The organism is Leisingera aquaemixtae (assembly GCF_019801145.1).
In the GTDB taxonomy this organism is placed as follows: domain Bacteria; phylum Pseudomonadota; class Alphaproteobacteria; order Rhodobacterales; family Rhodobacteraceae; genus Leisingera; species Leisingera aquaemixtae_A.
The window spans coordinates 645,411-664,414 of sequence record NZ_JAHVJQ010000001.1; the positions used below are offsets into that span (position 1 = coordinate 645,411).

Genomic DNA, 19,004 nt, shown 5'->3' on the forward strand with positions numbered 1-19,004 from the left:
ACTGTCTTGGGCCTTTCTTCGAAAGGATCAAGGCGGGCGGGAGTGCCCGCCCTGCCCCGGTATTACTCTGCAGTGTTACTCTGCGGCCTGCTTGACCGGCACGCCGCCCTGGCGCAGTGCGGCCAGCAGCTCCTCGCGGCGCTTGGCGGCCTTCTGCTCGTTGGCCAGCTTGACCGGGCCGAAGCCGCGGATCTGCAGCGGCAGCTCTGCCAGCGCCATCAGCGGCTCCATGATCGCCGGGCTGGCCTTGGGCAGCCACTCCTGCATGTCGGCCTCATACTGCTTGATCAGCGCGCGCTCCATCTTGCGCTCGTCGGTGTAGCCGAAGACATCCAGCGGCGTGCCGCGCAGGGACTTCAGCTTGGCCAGCAGGCGGAACCACCGCTCCATGCCCGCGCCGAATTTGCGCTTCTTCGGGCGGCCGTCAGGGTCGGTGCCTGTCATCATCGGCGGCGCCAGGTGGTACGAAAGCTTGAGGTCGCCCTCGAACTCCGCCTCCGCCTTGGCGCGGCTGTCGAGCAGCAGCCGGGCTACTTCGTATTCGTCCTTGTAAGCCAGGAGCTTATGGTAGCCTTTTGCCACGGCCTCCTTCAGCGCGGGATCGCTGATGCCGTCCAACAGCTTGCCATAGCGCTTGGCCAGGCCCTTGCCCTGGTAGGCGACCAGGTGATCGGCGCGGAAGGCGATTTTTTCCTCCAGCGTCTTCGGCGCTGCCGCGGCCTTGGGCTGGATCAGCCTGGCGGCCTCTTCCGGGTGCAGCACCGCCCAGCGGCCGATGTCGAAGGCGCGCTTGTTGCGTTCCACCGCGGCGCCGTTCATCTCGATTGCCTGTTCGATCGCCTCGTGGCTGACCGGGACCAGCCCCTTCTGCCAGGCGCCGCCGAACACCATCATGTTCGAGAAGATCGAGTCGCCCATGGTGGCGCGGGCCAGCTCGGACGCATCGAACAGGTCCAGCCGGTCGCGCAGACGCGCCTGCAGCGCCACTTCCAGACGGTCGACCGGCACCTTGAACTCGGTGTTCTTGGTGAATTCGCCGGTGATGATCTCATGGCTGTTCACAACCGCGCCGGTTTGGCCGGAGGTGGTCAGGCCCAGGGTCTTGGCGCCGGCGCTGACCACCAGGTCGCCGCCGATCAGCGCATGCGCCTCGCCTGTGGCGACGCGGATCGCCGAGATGTCCTCGGGGTTGTTGGCAATCCGGCAGTGGATATGCACCGCGCCGCCCTTCTGGGCGAGGCCGGCCATTTCCATCAGCCCGGCGCCCTTGCCGTCGATCTGCGCCGCTTGCGCCAGCACCGCGCCGATGGTCACCACGCCGGTGCCGCCGACGCCGGTGATCACCACATTGTGGGTGCCGCTGATCTCCGGCAGCACCGGTTTGGGCAGATGCGGCAGGTCGATGTCGGCGGTTGCTTCCTTGCGGATCTTGGCGCCTTCGACGGTCACGAAGGACGGGCAGAAGCCGTTGAGGCAGGAGAAGTCCTTGTTGCAGGACGACTGGTCGATGGCGCGCTTGCGCCCCAGTTCGGTGTCCTTGGGCACGATGGAGACGCAGTTCGACTGCACCCCGCAATCGCCGCAGCCCTCGCAGACGTCGGTGTTGATGAACACCCGCTGGTCCGGATCCGGGAACTGGCCTTTCTTGCGGCGGCGGCGCTTCTCGGCGGCGCAGGTCTGGATGTAGATGATGGCGGAGACGCCTTCGACCTGTTCGAACTCGCGCTGGATCTTAATCATCTCGGCGCGTTCGTGCATCCGCATGCCGGCCGGGAACAGGGCGGCGTCCACGTCCTCCTTCTCGTCATAGACCACGGCCATGGTCTTGACGCCCATCGCCTTCAGCTCATGCGCGATCTGCTGCGCGGTAAGGCCGCCCTCGGCCTGCTGGCCGCCGGTCATCGCCACCGCGTCATTGTAGAGGATCTTGTAGGTGATGTTGGTGCCCTCGGCGAGCGCCGCGCGGATCGCCTGCACGCCGGAGTGGTTGTAGGTGCCGTCGCCCAGGTTCTGGAACACATGCTTGCGCTTGGAGAACGGTGCCTCGCCGACCCAGTTGACGCCCTCGCCGCCCATATGGGTGAAGCCGGTGGTCTCGCGGTCCATCCACTGCACCATGAAATGGCAGCCGATGCCGGCATAGGCGCGGGAGCCGTCCGGCAGGCGGGTGGAGGAATTGTGCGGGCAGCCGGAGCAGAAATACGGCAGGCGGGTGGCGATTTCCTCGGCGTTGTCGGCGCGGCGGGCTTCGCCGAGCGCCTCCATCCCGGCGCGGATCGCCTCGGTCTCGCGGCCCTCCTCGATCAGGATTTCGCCCAGCTTCTCGGCGATCATGATCGGGTCCAGCGCATAGCGGGTCGGGAACAGCTCCTCGCGGTGCATGCTGCCGGCGCCGCCCTTGTACCAGCCATAGACGCGGCGGCCCTGGCGGTCGTCAAAGATCGCTTCCTTGATCTGGATCTCGATCAGCTTGCGCTTTTCCTCGACCACGACGATCAGGTCCAGGTCCTGGGCCCAGTCGTGGAAGCCCTTCATGTCCATCGGCCAGGTCTGGCCCACCTTGTAGGTGGTGATGCCCAGACGCTCGGCCATGGTCTCGTCGATGTTCAACAGCTTCAGCGCGTGCACCAGGTCGAGCCAGTTCTTGCCCGCGGCGACAAAACCGATCTTGGCGCCGGGCTTGCCCCACATGCGCTTGTCCATCTTGTTGGCATGGCTGAACGCCTCTGCCGCAAAGCGCTTGTAGTCGATGATGCGGTTTTCCTGGCGGAAGCGGTCGTCATCCAGGCGGATGTTCAGACCGTCGGCCGGCATGTCGAATTCCGGGGTGACCAGCTGCATGCGTTCGGGGCGGGCATCGACAACCGAGGTCACCTCGATGGTGTCCTTCATGGTCTTGAGGCCGACCCAGAGGCCGGAGAACCGGCTGAGCGCATAGCCGTAGATGCCGTAGTCCAGGATCTCCTGCACGCCGGCCGGGCTGACGATCGGCAGGTAGCAGTCCAACAGCGACCATTCCGACTGGTGCAGCACGGTGGAGCTTTCGCCGGTGTGGTCATCGCCCATCGCCAGCAGCACACCGCCGTGCTTGGAGGAGCCGGCCATGTTGGCATGGCGGATCGCGTCACCGGAGCGGTCGACGCCCGGACCCTTGCCGTACCACAGGCCGAAAACGCCGTCGTATTTGCCTTCGCCGCGGACCTCGGCCTGCTGCGCGCCCCAGAGCGCGGTGACGGCCAGATCCTCGTTCAACCCGTACTGAAAGGTGACGTCAGCCTCTTTCAGCTGCTTTTCGGCGCGGGACATCTGCAGGTCCACTGCCCCCAGGGGCGAACCGCGGTAACCGGTAACAAGCCCGGCGGTATTGAGACCCGCCGCCATGTCGCGGTGCTTCTGCATCAGCATCAGCCGCACCAGCGCCTGGGTGCCGTTCAGCAGAACCGGCGATTTGGTCAGGTCGTATTTGTCGTTCAGCGAGATTTTCGGCGTGCTCATCGTGGCCTCCTCAACCGGGATTAGCTTGCACTTTCTGGCCGCAATAATAGGTCATAAATGCTGACCTGAATAGCCGCATTTTTTTCGATTTTGCTCGCTTGCGCCGCGAAAACTGATACATAACTAAGATTTCATACAGTCGGCCCCGAACGGACAGAAAGTAACGCATATGGATTGGGATAAGCTCAGAATATTTCACGCAGTGGCCGATGCGGGCAGCCTGACCCATGCGGGCGACAAGCTGAATCTGTCGCAGTCGGCGGTCAGCCGCCAGATCCGGGCGCTGGAGGAAAGCCTCAATGCGACGCTTTTCCACCGCCATGCGCGCGGACTGATTCTCACGGAGCAGGGCGAGCTGCTGTTTGACGCCACCCAATCCATGTCCGCGCGGCTGGAGGCGGCCTCTGCCCGCATCCGCGACAGCGAGGAGGAAGTGTTCGGCGAACTGCGTGTGACCACCACCGTTGGCTTTGGCACCCTGTGGCTGGCACCGCGGCTGACCAAACTGTATGAGCAGTACCCCAACCTCAAGATCGACCTGATGCTGGAGGAACGGGTGCTGGACCTGCCGATGCGCGAGGCCGATGTGGCGATCCGCATGAAGGAGCCGAGCCAGGCCGATCTGGTGCGCAAGCGGCTGATGACCGTGCGCATGGGGCTTTATGCAACACCTTCTTATCTTGAGAAGCACGGCAACCTGGAAACCTCCGCCGACATTTCCAATCACCGTCTGATCTGCCAGAACCAGCGCTCCGCGCAGGTCGGCTCCGCTGCGGTGCTGGGCAAGAAGCTGATGGCGCAGGACCCGGGATCGCTGCTGACGGTCAACAACTACTTCGGGGTGCTGCAGGGGGTGCTGCACAATCTGGGCATCGGCATTCTGCCTGATTATGTGACGGAAGAGTTCCCGCAGCTGGTCGAGGTGCTGCCGGACGAGGACCAGAACGAGGTTCCGGTCTATCTGGCCTACCCCGAGGAGCTGCGCCACTCCCAGCGCGTGGGCGCCTTCCGCGACTTCGTGCAGAGCGAAATCATGGCCCACCGCAAACACATGAAGGAACTCGGCAAGCTCTGAGTTTTCAGCATCCTAGTGCGCAGCCCGCCGCCTTCCGGCGGCTGCGCCGCAGGCCCGGCGCGCGGCAGGAGATTGCGCACTGCGCGAGCCATGCAAAAACCGCATAGCAGCATTGATGGTCTTTTAGCGTTAATCCTCTTGAAGGGTCAGGCCCGGAGCCCTAAATGATCCTCATGAAGGCGGCGGCGCTGCCCCCCTTCATACCTCCCTGTTGGACTTCGGCCGAGCTTAGTGCTCGGCCTTTTTTTTGGCCGGACGGCAACCTTTGGGGCAATGTTCGATGCTGCATCCTGCGCTGAAAACACGATTTTCTTTGACCTGAATACAACTCGCCGGTTCAATTGGCCCAGGGATTTTCCCTGTCTGGCCTGTTTTTATGGTGCGCGAGGTTAATATGAAGTCCTTTTTCCACTGCTTTGCCCACATTTTCGGCATCGTTTTGACGGTTGTCCTTCTTGGAACCGCCTGGCAGGCGCCTGCAATGGCGCAGACTAACGAGTCACCTGCCCTGCCCGACCCGCTGACCGAGGAGGCCATACACGAGATGGTTGCCCGGATGTCCGACGATCAGGTCCGGGCACTGCTGCTGGAGCGGCTGGATGCGGTGGCAGCCAGTCAGGAGGCTGAGGCACAGCCTGCGACGCTGACAGGTCGGGCCGTGCAGCTGTGGACCGCCTTCACGCTGCCGGTCACGGATGCGGTGCGCAAGTTGCCGGTGCTGCCGGAGGGCCAGTCCCGCGCCATTGGCAATTTTGTTCAGAAACACGGCGGACTGGGCGGCGTGCTGACGATGTTCGGTCTGATAGCCCTGACGCTCGCCATTGGTCTGGCGGCGGAATACGCCGTGCGCCAGCTGATCGCCCGCTGGCGCAACCTTGAAGTGGTCAGCGGCGATGCGGACACGCTGGCCGGCGCGCTGAGCTTTCTGGGCCGCCGTTTCCTGCGCGAGATGGTCGGCCTTGTGGTGTTTTATGTGGTGATCCGCGCGGTGGGCCGGACATTGCTGGACGCGCAGATGCTGCAATTTGCGGCGCCGATGGTCACCTATCTGATCTGGCTGCCGCGGGTCGGCGCGGCGGCGTCCCGCTTCATCATGGCGCCAGAGCGGCCGGACCGGCGGCTGGTCAACGCCAGCGACCGCTGGGCCGATTTCCTGCATTTGCACACCATCGGCCTTATCTTTCTGGCCGGCCTGGCCATCTTCTCGGTCAGATTCAACACGGCCAACGGCGTGCCGCCGGAATCGATCCGCCTGGCCTATTGGCTGGACAGCCTGGTCTATGTCTACATCATCTGGATCGCCTGGACCGCGCGCGAGGGCCTGACCGACATGATGCGCGGCACCGATCCGGACCGCACCCGCTATGACGAGGTGGCGGCCCATTACTATCCTTATTTCGCGATGGCGGTGGCGGCGCTGACCTGGGTCGCGGTCGGCACGCTTGTCGGCCTCGGCAAGGTGGCGCAGCTGATCCACGGCGCCCATTACATCACCATGTTCTGGCTGCTGGCCGCGCCGGCCCTGGACACGGCGATCCGCGGACTGGTCAAGCATCTGGTGCCGCCGATGTCCGGCGAGGGGCAGCTGGCGGCGGAGGCTTACAAGTCCACCAAGCGCAGCTACATCCGGATCGGCCGCGTGCTGGTGGCCGGTATCGTGCTGATGATCATCTCCAACGCCTGGGATGTGGACCTGATGGCCATTGCCTCCGGTGCCGAGGGCATTGCAGGCAATATCATCGGCTGCCTGATGACCATCGCGGTGGGCTATGTGGTTTACGAGGGCGTGTCGCTGTGGATCAACCGGCGGCTTGCCAAGGAGCAGACCTCCGGCGAAGAGGGCGAGGTTGGCGGCGAAGGCGGCGGCGCTGGCGGCTCGCGGCTGGCGACGGTGCTGCCGCTCTTGCTGGTCACCGCGCAGATCGCCATCGTGGTGATCTTCGGACTGCTGGCGGTCGGCGCGCTGGGCATCGACATCACGCCGCTTCTGGCCGGTGCCGGGATTCTGGGCCTCGCCATCGGTTTTGGCGCGCAGAAGCTGGTGTCAGACGTGGTCTCCGGCATCTTCTTCCTGGTCGACGATGCCTTCCGGGTCGGCGAATATGTCGAGGTCGAAGGCACCCGCGGCACGGTCGAGAAGATCTCGATCCGCTCGATGCAGCTGCGCCACCACCGCGGGCCGATCAACACCATTCCCTACGGCGAGATCCCCAAGCTGACCAACTACAGCCGCGACTGGGTGATCATGAAGCTGCGCTTCACGGTGCCGTTTGATACCGACCCCAACAAGGTGAAGAAGATCTTCAAGAAGATCGGCGCCTCGATGCTGGAGGATGAGCTTTACAAGGACGACTTCCTGCAGCCGTTCAAGAGCCAGGGCGTCTTTGACTTCGACGATGTCGGCATGATCATCCGCGGCAAGTTCATGGCCAAGCCGGGCACCCAGTTCACCATCCGCAAGGAGATCTACAACCGGGTGAAGGCGGCCTTTGCCGAAAACGGCATCGACTTTGCCCGCCGCGAAGTGCGGGTGGCGATTCCGGGGCTGGAGGATTCCGACCAGCTGAACGACACCGAAAAGGCCGCCATCGCCGCCGCCGCCGGCAGCGCCGCGCAGCAGCAGGCAGCCGAAGGGGCCGAAGACGGTGCCGGGCAGAAGAAGTAACTGCCTGTGCCGTGCCATCAGGTCCGCCGCCCTGGCGGCGGGTGTGGCGGTCCTTGCCTCTGCCGGGCTGGCCGCTGGGCCCGAGCAGACCGAGCGGCATCTCGGCCATATCGAGACGGCGCAGAAGGCTGAGGGCTATGGCTTCCGCAACGGCTCCGTCGTGGTTGCGCCGGTGCCGTTTTCCAGCCCGATGATCGGCTCCGGTCTGGCGCTGGGCGCCGGGTATCTGTTCAAGACCAGCCCCGATGCCAATACTTCGGTGATCGGATTGGGCGGGCTCAGGTCCGACAATGGCAGCCAGGCGGCCGCTGGTATGGTCAGCTTCGCCTTTCCCGGCAACCGCTGGCAGATCAAGGCGCTCGCGGCGCGGGCAGATGCGGCTTATGACCTTTATACGGGGGTGGGCGTGCTGCCGGTCCGCCAGGACGGGTCACTGGTGCGGATCAATGCCGCCTACGGGTTTACGCCAGATCTGTCGGCCGGGATCGTGCTGCGCTACCTGGAAACCGAGGTGGCGCCGGATGCCGGCCTGCTGCCGTCCGAGCTGCAGCCCGATGCCAGCCTGGAGATCGGCACCTTCGGCCTCAGCCTGGACTGGGACCGCCGCGATGACAGCGACTATCCGACCCGGGGCACCCGGCTCACCGCCTTTGCCACCCGCTCCCACGCCCTGGGCGGGCTTAGCCGCCGGTACGACAGGGGCTATGCCATCCTCGACGGCTACCGCCCGCTGGGGCGCCGCGGCGTCCTGGCCCTGCGCGGCACCGTCTGCGCCGCCTCCGCCAGCACGCCGTTCTTCGACCAATGCTCGATCGGCGCCACCGACAACATGCGCGGCTTCAACAGCACCCAGTTCATCGGCCCGCGCTCTGTCTCGCTGCAGGCCGAGTACCGCAGACGGTTCAGCAAGCGCTGGGGCGGCGTAGCCTTCGCAGGCACCGGCTGGACCGGGGCGGAGTTCGGCGATTTGACGCAGGGCGGCAGCCACAGCGCCGCCGGTGCCGGCATCCGCTACCGGGTGTCCAAGAAGTTTCCGGTCGATTTCTCCATTGATCTCAGCCGCAACAACCAGCAGGAAACCCAGCTTTATGTCTATGTCGGGCAGCGGTTCTGACCTTGCGGCCACTCTGCGTGCATCCGTTTGCGCAACCCCTCTTTCCCAATGGCAAAGCTTGCTCTAAAAGGCGCGCAATCGCAGCCATTGGGGACGTTTACGGATGCAGGAACCCGCCATCACGCCTGAACTGATCGCAAACCACGGGCTGAAGCCCGATGAGTACGATCTGATCCTCGAAATCATCGGGCGGGAGCCGACCTTCACCGAGCTGGGCATCTTCTCGGCGATGTGGAACGAGCACTGCTCCTACAAGTCCTCCAAGAAATGGCTGCGCACCCTGCCGACCGACGGCCCGCAGGTGATCTGCGGCCCCGGCGAGAACGCGGGCATCGTGGACATCGGCGACGGCGATGCCGTTGTGTTCAAGATGGAAAGCCACAACCACCCCTCCTACATCGAGCCCTATCAGGGCGCGGCAACCGGGGTTGGCGGCATCTTGCGCGACGTCTTCACCATGGGCGCGCGCCCCATCGCCTCGATGAACTCGCTGTCCTTCGGCGAGCCGTCGCACCACAAGACCCGCCAGCTGGTCAACGGCGTGGTCGAGGGCATCGGCGGCTACGGCAACTGCTTCGGCGTGCCTTGCGCGGGCGGCGAAGTGCGCTTCCACCCCGCCTACAACGGCAACTGCCTGGTGAACGCCTTTGCCGCGGGCCTCGCGCGCACTGACGCGATCTTCTACTCCGCCGCATCCGGCGTAGGCATGCCGGTTGTGTACCTAGGCGCCAAGACCGGCCGGGACGGCGTTGGCGGCGCCACGATGGCGTCGGCAGAATTCGACGACACCATCGAGGAAAAGCGCCCCACCGTTCAGGTTGGCGACCCCTTCACCGAAAAGCGCCTGATGGAAGCCACGCTGGAGCTGATGCAGACCGGCGCGGTGATCTCGATCCAGGACATGGGCGCGGCGGGCCTCACCTGCTCTGCCGTGGAAATGGGCGACAAGGGCAAGCTGGGCGTGCGCCTGGACCTGGAAAAGGTGCCGCAGCGCGAAGAGAATATGACCGCCTACGAGATGATGCTGTCGGAATCCCAGGAGCGGATGCTGATGGTGCTGAAGCCGGAGCTGGAAGCCGAGGCGCGCGCGGTGTTCGAGAAATGGGACCTGGATTTTGCCATCGTCGGTGAGACCATTGCCGAGGACCGCTTCCTGATCATGCACAACGGCGAAGTGAAAGCCGATCTAGTGCTGTCGAAACTGTCCTCCACCGCGCCGGAATACGACCGCCCGTGGGTGGAAACCCCGGCAGCGGAGCCGCTGACCGACGCGGATGTGCCGACCATTGACCCGATCGACGGGCTTAAGGCGCTGCTGTCCTCGCCGAACTATGCCGGCAAGCAGTGGGTCTATGAGCAGTACGACACCACCGTGATGGGCGACACCCAGCGCCGTCCGGGCGCAGGCTCCGGCATTGTCCGGGTGCACGGCACCGACAAGAAGCTGGCCTTCACCTCCGACGTGACCCCGCGCTACGTCAAGGCAAACCCGTTTGAGGGCGGCAAGCAGGCAGTGGCCGAGGCCTACCGCAACCTGACCGCCGTGGGCGCCAAGCCGCTGGCCACCACCGACAACCTGAACTTCGGCAACCCCGAAAAGCCGGAAATCATGGGCCAGTTCGTCGGCGCCATCAAGGGCATCGGCGAGGCGGTTGCCGCGCTCGACATGCCGATCGTCTCCGGCAACGTGTCGCTCTACAACGAAACCGACGGCAAGGGCATCCTGCCGACCCCGACCATCGGCGCCGTGGGCCTGATTGCCGCGGGCGAGGAGCCGATCATCGGCGAGGCGCGCGACGGCCATGTGGCGCTGCTGGTGGGTGAAACCACCGGCCACCTGGGCCAGTCGGCGCTGCTGGCAGAGGTCTTCAACCGCGAGGACGGCGACGCCCCGGCGGTGGACCTGGAAGCCGAGAAGCGCAACGGCGAATTCATCCGCGCAAACCGCGAGCTGATCAAGGCCTGCACCGACCTCGGCGACGGCGGCCTGGCGCTGGCCGCGTTCGAGATGGCCGAAGAGGCCGGCGTCGGCGTGCAAATCGACGCAGGCGACACCCAGACCGTGTTTGGCGAGGACCAGGCGCGCTACCTGATCGCCTGCAACTTCGACCAGGCCGAGGCGCTGATGCTGGCCGCAGGCCAGGCCGGCGTCCCGGTCGCCACTGTCGGAAAATTCGGCGGCGACATGGTGAAGATCGGTGGCTCCGAGGCGCCGCTGGCAGAGCTGAAGGACATCTTCCGCTCCAGCTTTGCCGCTGCCGTGGCTTGACCAACAGCGCAAAGCGTTGAGACTAAACGGGCGGGATGGCGCAGCTGTCCCGCCCTTTCCTTTGACCGGAAACCGGCCGATGACTTTTCCTGAGCTGACAGAGGATTGCAGCCGCTGCGCGGGCCTTTGCTGCGTGGCCTATCCGTTTGAGGCGCATGAGGATTTCGGCCTCTTGAAGGCGGCAGACACGCCCTGCCCCAACCTCGCCCCCGATTTCCGCTGCTCCATTCATTCCGATCTTGCCAAATGCGGCTTTGGCGGCTGTGTGGCCTATTCCTGCGCCGGCGCCGGCCAGCGGGTGACGCAAAACCTGTTCGAGGGCGAGACCTGGCACGACGACCCGGATCTGCTGACCCATATGACTTATGCCCTGCGGGTGCTGCGGCCGATCCACGAGGCGCTGTTGGTGCTGCAGGAAGCCGCCGCGCTGCCGCTGCCCCAGGACCTGCGAAACCGCTGCGCGGAGCTGACCGCGGCGCTGTGCCCCGACGCCCCGTCCTCGATCTGGGATTTCGAGGAAGACAGCGTGCAGGAGGCCCTGGCGGCAGTGCCGGATTTTGTCGAGGCCATCGCGCCTTTTGCGCCGGACAGCCGGTAATCCTGCTTGCACAGCCCCAGCCGCCCACCTACATTTTTGGCAAACAAGACAAAGGACTTCTCCGGATGCCCATGCAAGCCCACGAAATCGAAGAACTGCTGCGCGAAAGCTTCCCCGACGCCGAAATCCAGGTGGCTGGCACCGACGGCGTGCACATGTCGGCGATGGTTGTCGACGAAAGCTTCCGCGGCAAAAACCGCGTCCAGCAGCAGCGCGCCGTCTATGCCGCGCTGAAAGGCAAGATGGACGGCCCCGACGGCGAATTGCACGCGCTGGCGCTGACTACCAAGGCGCCGGAATAACCCGCTGCACCGGCTGCTTGAGTTTGCGGCAGAACAAGTTTCTCCTGCTGCGGCCCTTTTAATGCTGCCCATTGTAACGTATCTCGCACTCAAAGACTTCCTGCCGGTCCATCCACGGCGGCACGACGAAAAGGACCTGAGTAAATGACCGACGCAAAGACCCGCATCGACGAAACTGTCAAAGCCAATGACGTGGTGCTCTACATGAAAGGCACCAAGGAAATGCCGCAGTGCGGCTTCTCCTCGCGCGTGGCCGCGGTGCTGAACTACATCGGCGTGGACTACACCGACGTGAACGTGCTGGCGGATGAGGAAATCCGTTCGGGCATCAAGGAATACTCCGACTGGCCAACCATTCCGCAGCTTTACGTCAAGGGCGAGTTCGTCGGCGGCTGCGACATCATCACCGAGATGGCCCTGTCGTCGGAGCTGGACACGCTGTTCGAGGACAACGGCATTTCCTTCAACAAGGAAGCCGCCGACAAGATCCGCGAAGCCAACGCCTGACCCCAGGCGCCATCCGCGGCAACAAAAAAAAGGCGCCCCAGCGGCGCCTTTTCCTTTTTCTGCAGCGACTTGCGGGACTTCCCTCAGCTTGCCGCCTGTTCCTCGACCTGCTGGGCCAGCGCCTCGGTGCGGGCGGCCAGCTCGGCCAGGCTTTCCGTGACCTGCGGAGGCACCACAGGGATTTCGATGCGTTCGGGCTCCGGCGCCGGGGCGTTTTTCAGCGCTTCCAGTTCCTGCATGCGTTCGGCCAGTTCGGCCTCCACTTCCTTGATCCGGTCCTCGACCGCGGCGGTCTTGTCCGCCAGCATCAGGCCGGCCATCAACAGCATCCGCGCCTCAGGCATGCGGCCGATCTGGTCCGACAGCACTTGTGCCTCGTCGTCCAGCATCTTGGCGGCGGAATGCAGGTAGTCTTCCTCGCCTTCCTGGCAGGAGACCTCAAAGCCGCGGCCGCCGATATGAATGGTCACTTCGGGCATCAGACTTCCTCTCCTTCCGGCAGGTTGCGGGCATTGGCCAGCAGCGGCTCCAGCTTGGCCAGGACGGCGTTGACCTGGGCCTGATCGCTGGCCTGGGCCGCGCGCAGGCCCTGAATTTCAGCTTCCATGGAGGCGTTGATCAGCCCGGCGTCGCCAAGGCTCTGGGCATTGGCCTCGCGCAGCGCCGTGTTGGAGGCGCGCAGCTCCTCGTTGGCCATACGCAGCTCCTGTAGCTCTGCATCGAGCTGCACCAGGGCATCATTCTGGCGCGCAAGCTCTGCGGCGGTGTCCTGCATCCCCGGCGAACCGGCGCCGTCGCCGCTGTCCGCTGCGGCCAGCTGCGCTTTCAGGGTGTCGTTGGCGGCCTGCGCTTCGGCAAGCTGATCCTCCAGCGCCTCCCGGGCATTGGCCGCATTGTTGGCCGCCACTTCCAGCTCGCCCTTGAGGCGTGCCACTTCGGCCCGCAGCGCCTGCTTTTCAGCCGGGTCGCCGGCCTCGTTGCGCAGCAGCTCCAGTTCCGCCTGCATCGCGGCGACGTCTTCATCGCTGGCAGTGCCTGAAGGGGCGCTGCTCTCCGCTTCCTTGAGACGCGCGTGCAGCACCTTCACCCGCTCTTCCAGCTGGGCATTGGCGGTGCGCTCCTCGTCAAGCGCCTGTTCCAGCTCCGCATTTGCAGCGCCTGCCGCGGCCGTCTCTGCAGCCTTGGCGGCTTCTGCAGCCGCGTCCTCTGCCCGGGCCTTGTCCGCTGCGCGCGCCTCCTGCAGCGCCGCAGTGCCGGCGCTGATCCGTTCCAGCGCGGCCTGAATGCGGCCTTGCAATTCTTCAATCTGGTTCATGCCTGTTCCTCACCCGCACCCTGCCGTTCCGTTTTCTGCCCGCCGCCCGCCCGAATCGTGCAGACGCCACCGGCATGGGCCAGTTCTTCCCTTTCAGGGATAAAACACCCCCCTTTGCGTTTCAACCACTTGCCACGCCTACTTCGTGCTGATTGACGGCGATCGGCGCAACCACGCTTGATCTTTGGCTCATCGCTGTTATTGAGCGCAGCAATTGCCTGTAACGCCAAAGGAACAATCCCAGTGGACCTGACAGCCCTGCGCACCGCCAACCCTGAGCATTGGAACAAGGCCGCCGCCATCCGCGCGCTCGCCCTCGACGCCGTTGCCGCCGCCAACTCCGGGCATACCGGCATGCCGATCGGCATGGCCGATGTGGCTACCGTGCTGTTCGAAAAACACCTCAAATTCGACGCATCCAACCCGGCCTGGCCGGACCGCGACCGGTTCATCCTGTCGGCGGGCCACGGCTCGATGCTGATCTACTCGCTGCTGTATCTGACCGGCGACAAGCAGGTCACCCTGGATCAGATCAAGAACTTCCGCCAGACCGGCGCGATCACCGCGGGCCACCCGGAGAACTTCCTGATCGACGCGGTCGAAGTCACCACCGGCCCGCTGGGCCAGGGCATCTCCAACGCTGTCGGCTTTGCCATGGCCGAGGAAATGCAGCGCGCTCATTACGGCAAGAAGGTTGTCGATCACCACACCTACGTGATCGCCGGCGACGGCTGCCTGATGGAAGGCATCAGCCAGGAAGCGATCGGCCTGGCCGGCCGCCACCAGCTGGGCAAACTGATTGTCTTCTGGGACAACAACAACATCACTATCGACGGCACCGTTGATCTGTCCGACCGCACCAACCAGGTGCAGCGCTTCAAGGCGTCGGGCTGGCAAGTGCTGGAAATCGACGGCCACGACCCCAAAGCCATCGACGAGGCCATCACCGCGGCAAAGAAATCGAAGAAGCCGTCGATGATCGCCTGCAAGACCCACATCGCCCTGGGCCACGCGGCGCAGGACACCTCCAAGGGCCACGGCGCGCTGACCGACAAGGACCAGCTGCAGGCGGCCAAGGACGCCTATGGCTGGACCGGCGGCGCGTTCGAGGTTCCGGCGGAGATCAAATCCCAATGGGAAGAGATCGGCGCCCGCGGCAAATCCGAGCGCGAAGCCTGGGAAGCCCGCTTTGCCGAGCTGTCGCAGCAGAAGCAGGACCGTTTCAACCGCGCCTATGCGCTGGACGCCCCCAAGAAGCTGTCGGCGGCCATCAAGGCGCTGAAAAAGCAGGTGAGCGAGGAGCAGCCCAAGGTTGCCACCCGCAAATCCTCCGAGATGGCGCTGGCCGTCATCAACCCGCTGATGCCGGAAACCGTGGGCGGCTCCGCCGACCTCACCGGCTCCAACAACACCAAGACCGGCGACCTGGGCGTGTTTGACACCGACAACCGCAAGGGCCGCTATGTCTACTGGGGCATCCGCGAGCACGGCATGGCCGCTGCGATGAACGGCATGGCGCTGCACGGCGGCATGCGCCCCTACGGCGGCACCTTCTTCTGCTTCACCGACTATGCCCGTCCGGCGATGCGCCTGGCCGCGCTGTCGAAGATCCCGACCGTGTTCGTGATGACCCACGACTCGATCGGCGTCGGCGAAGACGGCCCGACCCACCAGCCGGTGGAGCATCTGGCGATCTGCCGCGCGACCCCGAACACCTATGTGTTCCGCCCGGCCGACACCGTGGAAACCGCAGAGGCCTGGGAAATCGCCCTCACCGCCAAGGAAACCCCGTCGGTGATGACCCTGACCCGTCAGAACCTGCCGACCGTACGGACCGAGCACAAGCTCACCAACATGGTCGAAAAAGGCGCCTATGTGCTGGCCGAGGCCGAGAACAAGCGCCAGGTGATCCTGATCGCCACCGGCTCCGAAGTTTCCGTTGCAATGGAAGCCAAGGCCAAGCTGGAGGCCGAAGGCATCGGCACCCGCGTCGTCTCCATGCCCTGCATGGAGCTGTTTGCAGCGCAGGACGAAGCCTACCGCCGCAAGGTCCTGCCCGCAGGCCCCGTCCGCGTCGGCATCGAGGCCGCTGTCCGCGACGGCGGCTGGGACCGCTGGCTCTTGGGCGAGCGCGGCCAGGAGAAGAAAGCCGGTTTCGTCGGCATGGACCGCTTCGGCGCCTCCGCCCCGGCAGGCGAGCTGTTCGAACGCTTCGGCATCACCGCCGAAGGCACCGTGGCGAAGGTGAAAGAGCTGCTGGGCTGAGGCAGCTTTGCATCAATCCAGTTAAGGGGCGCTCCAAACAAGCGTCCCTTTTTCGTCTCTATGACTTTTTCTTGTAAATGCCTCAAAACAGGCATGCTTTGCATCTTGCACTCACAGTGGCTCTTTGGACGTTCGGAGCGTGTCAACCACAGACTTGGCCGCTCCCATCAGCCAGCTTTCCCGTGGAAGAATGAGGGAATTCCCCTTATCCGTCCACTCCGCTCCATCCCAGTTTGCACAAAGGAGTGAAAACGCACGTCGTGGATATGATTTCGCCATCTGCGTATACGCGAGCACAGTGGTCCCAGGCATGGCCGACAACAATAATGAGCCTTCCGACAGATCGTCCCCAGGAGCAGATTTGTAATCTGCTAAGCCGGATTCGATCAGCCATGGAAGTGCCTTTACGGTCCAGGAAGATGACTTCCAACGACCCTGCACGAAACCATTTGCGTGGAGCGCACTGTAAAAGTCCGCACTTAAATCAAGAGGGGATGAAGCATACGTTACATCCTTAGAATAATACCACTTCCAAAGATTACACGCTCCCCGCAACAACCAGTCTCTCTCAACCTCACTGAATGCTTTTCTGTCCAGCCAGGTCTCGAATTCCTCTTCATTGATTGCGGGCACATAGTAGTAGGGCTTTCTGCTTTCCAGTATCCCAACCTCTTGCAGCGCATGACATGCATCCCTTGTGCCTGCGACGAGCGTTCCTGTGTATAAGCCACCTTCACGCAAGGTTTCTGGAGAGTAGAGATCAAAGTTGTCAAAAAGCAAATGATCGACAAGCAGTCGGCAAAGCCGTTGTCCGTTTGGATCCAACAATTCCCAATCCATTTTCTTTCCGCCTGCGCAAATAAGAAAAAATATTTATTTCAATATCTTATCGTCTCGAAGCCGCCGCAATCGCCGGCCCCACAACCTTGGTCGCCAGCGGGATCAGCAGCAGCCCCAGCGCGACGCCGAACACGCCGTCCATCGCCGCCTTGGCGGTCCACTCGGCAAAGCCGGTCCAGCCCTCAGGCACCGCGTGGCCGACGGCATAGGCCCAGTCGTGGATCAGATGACCCAGCCAGCCAAAGCCCAGCACCTCCAGCCCGTGGACGATGATGGAGCCGCCCACCCACAACATCGCTGCGGTACCAACCACCGAAAGGATCTTCATCAGCACCGGCATGAACTTGACCAGCCCGCGCCCCAGCCCGCGCCCAACCGGTGTCGGCGCGTTCTGCGCCAGGTACAGCCCTACATCGTCCATCTTCACGATCAGCGCGACAGAGCCGTAGACCGCCAGTGTGACGCCGATCGCCACCACCGCCAGGGTCGCTGCCTGCATCCACACCGTCGGCGCCTCGATGGCGGCAAGCGCGATGGTCATGATCTCCGCCGACAGGATGAAATCGGTCTTGATCGCACCCCTGACCTTCTGCTCCTCCAGGTGGCCGGGGTCCTTGATGCTCATGTCCTCGTCGATGGCGTGGCTGGCGTTGGGGAACAGCACGTGAAAGACCTTCTCCGCGCCCTCAAAACACAGATACCCGCCGCCCAGCATCAGCAGCGGGGTGATAAGCCAAGGGGCGAAATTTGCCAGCAGCATCGCCACCGGCATCAAGAGGATCAGCTTGTTGAACAGCGATCCGCGGGTGATGCGCCAGATGATCGGCAGCTCGCGGGCAGGTGCGAACCCCTGCAGGTACTTGGGCGTCACTGCCGCATCATCGATGATCACGCCTGCCGTCTTGGCGCCGGCCTTGCCCGCCGCCGCCGCCACGTCATCGACCGAAGCAGCCGCCACCTTGGCAATTCCGGCCACGTCATCCAGCAGCGCCAGCAATCCGCTCATGCCAATTTCCTCAATCCCTGTTCGCGTCTGAGTGGCAATCTGCCCGCTTCCGCGCCGCAGCACAAGCGTTAGCGCCACCGCGCCGGAGGCGCGGATTTCCGTTACCGCCACCGGCTGAAACCGTTACCGCCACCATGCGCTTTTTGCGCTAACAGTTTCATTTAATGACGCTTTTACCCCTTTAGACCACAGGGCCTCCGGTCTATATGGCGGCCAAAGGTTTTGCTCGCTTGGAGACGTACTCATGACCATCAAAGTCGGGATCAACGGTTTTGGCCGCATCGGCCGCTGCACCCTGTCGCACATCGCCGCCTCGGGCCGCGACGACATCGAAGTGATCAAGGTGAACGCCACCGGCCCGCTGGAAACCGCGGCGCATCTGATCAAGTACGACTCCGTGCATGGCCGTTTCCCGGGTGAAGTGACCATCGGCGACGGCACCATGAACCTGGGCCGCGGCGACATGCAGATGTTCTCCACCTACGACATGAACGAGCTGGACTGGTCGGGCTGCGACGTGGTTCTGGAATGCACCGGCAAGTTCAACGACGGCGAGAAGGCCAAGGCGCACCTGGAGCGCGGCGCCAAGAAGGTGCTGCTGTCCGCTCCCGGCAAGAACGTCGACAAGACCATCGTGTTCGGCGTCAACGACGACCAGCTGGAAGCCGGCGACAAGATGATCTCCAACGGCTCCTGCACCACTAACTGCCTGGCGCCGCTGGCCAAGGTGCTGGACGAGGCGTTCGGCATCGAGCACGGCATCATGACCACCATCCACGCCTACACCGGCGACCAGCCGACCCTGGACCGCCGCCACAAGGACCTGTACCGCGCCCGCGCTGCCGCTATGTCGATGATCCCGACCTCGACCGGCGCCGCCAAGGCCCTGGGCGAAGTGCTGCCGAACCTGAAAGGCCGCCTGGACGGCTCCGCCATCCGCGTGCCGACCCCGAATGTCTCCGCCGTGGACCTGACCTTCCGCGCCGGCCGCGACGTGACCGCCGAGCAAGTCAACGCCGCCGTCAAGGAAGCCGCCGAAGGCCCGATGAAGGGCGTACTGGGCTATGAGCCGGCGCCGCTGGTCTCCACCGATTTCAACCACACCCCGGAAAGCTCCATCTTCGCGCCGGACCAGACCCGCGTGGTCGAGGACCGCATGGTGCGCGTGCTGGCCTGGTACGACAACGAATGGGGCTTCTCGGTGCGCATGGCCGATGTGGCCGTGGCCATGGGCAAGCTGGGCTAAACGCCCTCATCCCCTTGAGAATTCACGCCCGCTCAGGTTATCTGGGCGGGCGTTTTCCTTTGCGGCGGAGCTTTCATGACCAACCGGATTGCACTCTATTTGGGACTGTTCCTGATTGCCGCAGCTATCATCGACATTGCCCTGGCGGGCGACCGCCACATGATTTTCCTTGGCAAGAAACTCTTTGCCCTGATCGACTGGCTGGCGTTCTGGCGCTGACCCGCCCTTCCCCGGCCGCCGCTTCGGCGCGCTCCTGGCCCCTTCTCTGAAATTTTCCGGCGGCGCCAGCCGCCGTCTGCGCGCGCAG

Annotated in this window: 15 protein-coding genes; 10 read left to right on the forward strand and 5 right to left on the reverse strand. The window is 64.0% G+C overall.

Annotation, left to right across the window (positions count from 1 at the left end; all coding sequences use genetic code 11):
• Window positions 1-75: 75 nt before the first annotated feature.
• Window positions 76-3,495 carry an indolepyruvate ferredoxin oxidoreductase family protein gene (locus KUW17_RS03170; protein WP_222475849.1) on the reverse strand — a complete coding sequence of 1,140 codons (3,420 nt, stop codon included), beginning with the start codon at window positions 3,493-3,495 and terminating at the stop codon, window positions 76-78.
• A gap of 169 nt (window positions 3,496-3,664) precedes the next feature.
• Between KUW17_RS03170 and KUW17_RS03175 the strand changes: the two genes are divergently transcribed.
• The 7 genes from KUW17_RS03175 to grxD all read left to right on the forward strand — a co-directional run bounded on the left by KUW17_RS03175 (window position 3,665) and on the right by grxD (window position 12,025).
• Entirely contained in the window at window positions 3,665-4,570 is a 906-nt protein-coding gene (locus tag KUW17_RS03175; protein ID WP_222475851.1) for a LysR family transcriptional regulator, read from the forward strand.
• A 481-nt stretch (window positions 4,571-5,051) separates the two neighbouring features.
• Window positions 5,052-7,235, forward strand: coding sequence for a mechanosensitive ion channel family protein (locus KUW17_RS03180; RefSeq protein ID WP_261396951.1), 2,184 nt, complete (start codon window positions 5,052-5,054; stop codon window positions 7,233-7,235).
• A gap of 43 nt (window positions 7,236-7,278) precedes the next feature.
• On the forward strand, window positions 7,279-8,349 hold the full coding sequence (locus tag KUW17_RS03185) for a BamA/TamA family outer membrane protein (protein WP_315899379.1): 1,071 nt from the start codon (window positions 7,279-7,281) through the stop codon (window positions 8,347-8,349).
• 103 nt (window positions 8,350-8,452) lie between these two features.
• On the forward strand, window positions 8,453-10,618 hold the full coding sequence (gene purL / locus KUW17_RS03190) for a phosphoribosylformylglycinamidine synthase subunit PurL (protein ID WP_222475854.1): 2,166 nt from the start codon (window positions 8,453-8,455) through the stop codon (window positions 10,616-10,618).
• A 79-nt stretch (window positions 10,619-10,697) separates the two neighbouring features.
• Window positions 10,698-11,216: a hypothetical protein gene (locus KUW17_RS03195; protein ID WP_226428363.1), complete on the forward strand. Its 519-nt coding sequence runs from the start codon at window positions 10,698-10,700 to the stop codon at window positions 11,214-11,216.
• A 65-nt stretch (window positions 11,217-11,281) separates the two neighbouring features.
• Window positions 11,282-11,518 (forward strand): BolA/IbaG family iron-sulfur metabolism protein, encoded by a 237-nt coding sequence (locus tag KUW17_RS03200; RefSeq protein WP_019297755.1) that lies wholly within the window; start codon window positions 11,282-11,284, stop codon window positions 11,516-11,518.
• A gap of 144 nt (window positions 11,519-11,662) precedes the next feature.
• Window positions 11,663-12,025, forward strand: a complete 363-nt coding sequence (grxD, locus tag KUW17_RS03205; protein WP_222475856.1) for a Grx4 family monothiol glutaredoxin — start codon at window positions 11,663-11,665, stop codon at window positions 12,023-12,025.
• An 83-nt stretch (window positions 12,026-12,108) separates the two neighbouring features.
• Here grxD and KUW17_RS03210 read toward each other — a convergent pair whose 3' ends face one another.
• Window positions 12,109-12,504, reverse strand: coding sequence for a cell division protein ZapA (locus tag KUW17_RS03210; protein WP_222475857.1), 396 nt, complete (start codon window positions 12,502-12,504; stop codon window positions 12,109-12,111).
• Window positions 12,504-13,340, reverse strand: coding sequence for a colicin transporter (locus KUW17_RS03215; protein WP_222475858.1), 837 nt, complete (start codon window positions 13,338-13,340; stop codon window positions 12,504-12,506). The genes KUW17_RS03210 and KUW17_RS03215 overlap by 1 nt, the downstream gene beginning before the upstream one ends.
• Before the next feature lie 243 nt (window positions 13,341-13,583).
• On the opposite strand from KUW17_RS03215, the gene tkt reads away from it, so the two are divergent.
• The gene (gene tkt / locus KUW17_RS03220) at window positions 13,584-15,605 is read left to right on the forward strand and encodes a transketolase (RefSeq protein WP_222475859.1); all 2,022 of its coding nucleotides are present in this window, start codon (window positions 13,584-13,586) and stop codon (window positions 15,603-15,605) included.
• Between the two features lie 111 nt (window positions 15,606-15,716).
• Here the strand turns inward: tkt and KUW17_RS03225 are convergent, their stop codons facing one another.
• Entirely contained in the window at window positions 15,717-16,445 is a 729-nt protein-coding gene (locus KUW17_RS03225; protein ID WP_222475860.1) for a hypothetical protein, read from the reverse strand.
• 46 nt (window positions 16,446-16,491) lie between these two features.
• A complete protein-coding gene (locus KUW17_RS03230) occupies window positions 16,492-17,451 on the reverse strand; it encodes a DUF808 domain-containing protein (RefSeq protein WP_222475861.1) in 960 nt (319 codons plus the stop codon).
• 244 nt (window positions 17,452-17,695) lie between these two features.
• Between KUW17_RS03230 and gap the strand changes: the two genes are divergently transcribed.
• A complete protein-coding gene (gene gap / locus KUW17_RS03235; protein WP_222475862.1) occupies window positions 17,696-18,697 on the forward strand; it encodes a type I glyceraldehyde-3-phosphate dehydrogenase in 1,002 nt (333 codons plus the stop codon).
• A 75-nt stretch (window positions 18,698-18,772) separates the two neighbouring features.
• A complete protein-coding gene (locus KUW17_RS03240; RefSeq protein WP_222475863.1) occupies window positions 18,773-18,916 on the forward strand; it encodes a hypothetical protein in 144 nt (47 codons plus the stop codon).
• The last annotated feature ends 88 nt before the right edge of the window (window positions 18,917-19,004 follow it).

Coding starts and splice junctions, on each gene's coding strand:
- KUW17_RS03215 (WP_222475858.1), bottom strand. CDS start 13,340: ATGAACCAGATTGAAGAATTGCAAGGCCGCATTCAGGCCGCGCTGGAA.
- KUW17_RS03210 (WP_222475857.1), bottom strand. CDS start 12,504: ATGCCCGAAGTGACCATTCATATCGGCGGCCGCGGCTTTGAGGTCTCC.
- KUW17_RS03240 (WP_222475863.1), top strand. CDS start 18,773: ATGACCAACCGGATTGCACTCTATTTGGGACTGTTCCTGATTGCCGCA.
- gap (WP_222475862.1), top strand. CDS start 17,696: ATGACCATCAAAGTCGGGATCAACGGTTTTGGCCGCATCGGCCGCTGC.
- KUW17_RS03175 (WP_222475851.1), top strand. CDS start 3,665: ATGGATTGGGATAAGCTCAGAATATTTCACGCAGTGGCCGATGCGGGC.
- KUW17_RS03225 (WP_222475860.1), bottom strand. CDS start 16,445: ATGGATTGGGAATTGTTGGATCCAAACGGACAACGGCTTTGCCGACTG.
- grxD (WP_222475856.1), top strand. CDS start 11,663: ATGACCGACGCAAAGACCCGCATCGACGAAACTGTCAAAGCCAATGAC.
- KUW17_RS03230 (WP_222475861.1), bottom strand. CDS start 17,451: ATGAGCGGATTGCTGGCGCTGCTGGATGACGTGGCCGGAATTGCCAAG.
- KUW17_RS03180 (WP_261396951.1), top strand. CDS start 5,052: ATGGCGCAGACTAACGAGTCACCTGCCCTGCCCGACCCGCTGACCGAG.
- purL (WP_222475854.1), top strand. CDS start 8,453: ATGCAGGAACCCGCCATCACGCCTGAACTGATCGCAAACCACGGGCTG.
- KUW17_RS03200 (WP_019297755.1), top strand. CDS start 11,282: ATGCCCATGCAAGCCCACGAAATCGAAGAACTGCTGCGCGAAAGCTTC.
- KUW17_RS03170 (WP_222475849.1), bottom strand. CDS start 3,495: ATGAGCACGCCGAAAATCTCGCTGAACGACAAATACGACCTGACCAAA.
- KUW17_RS03195 (WP_226428363.1), top strand. CDS start 10,698: ATGACTTTTCCTGAGCTGACAGAGGATTGCAGCCGCTGCGCGGGCCTT.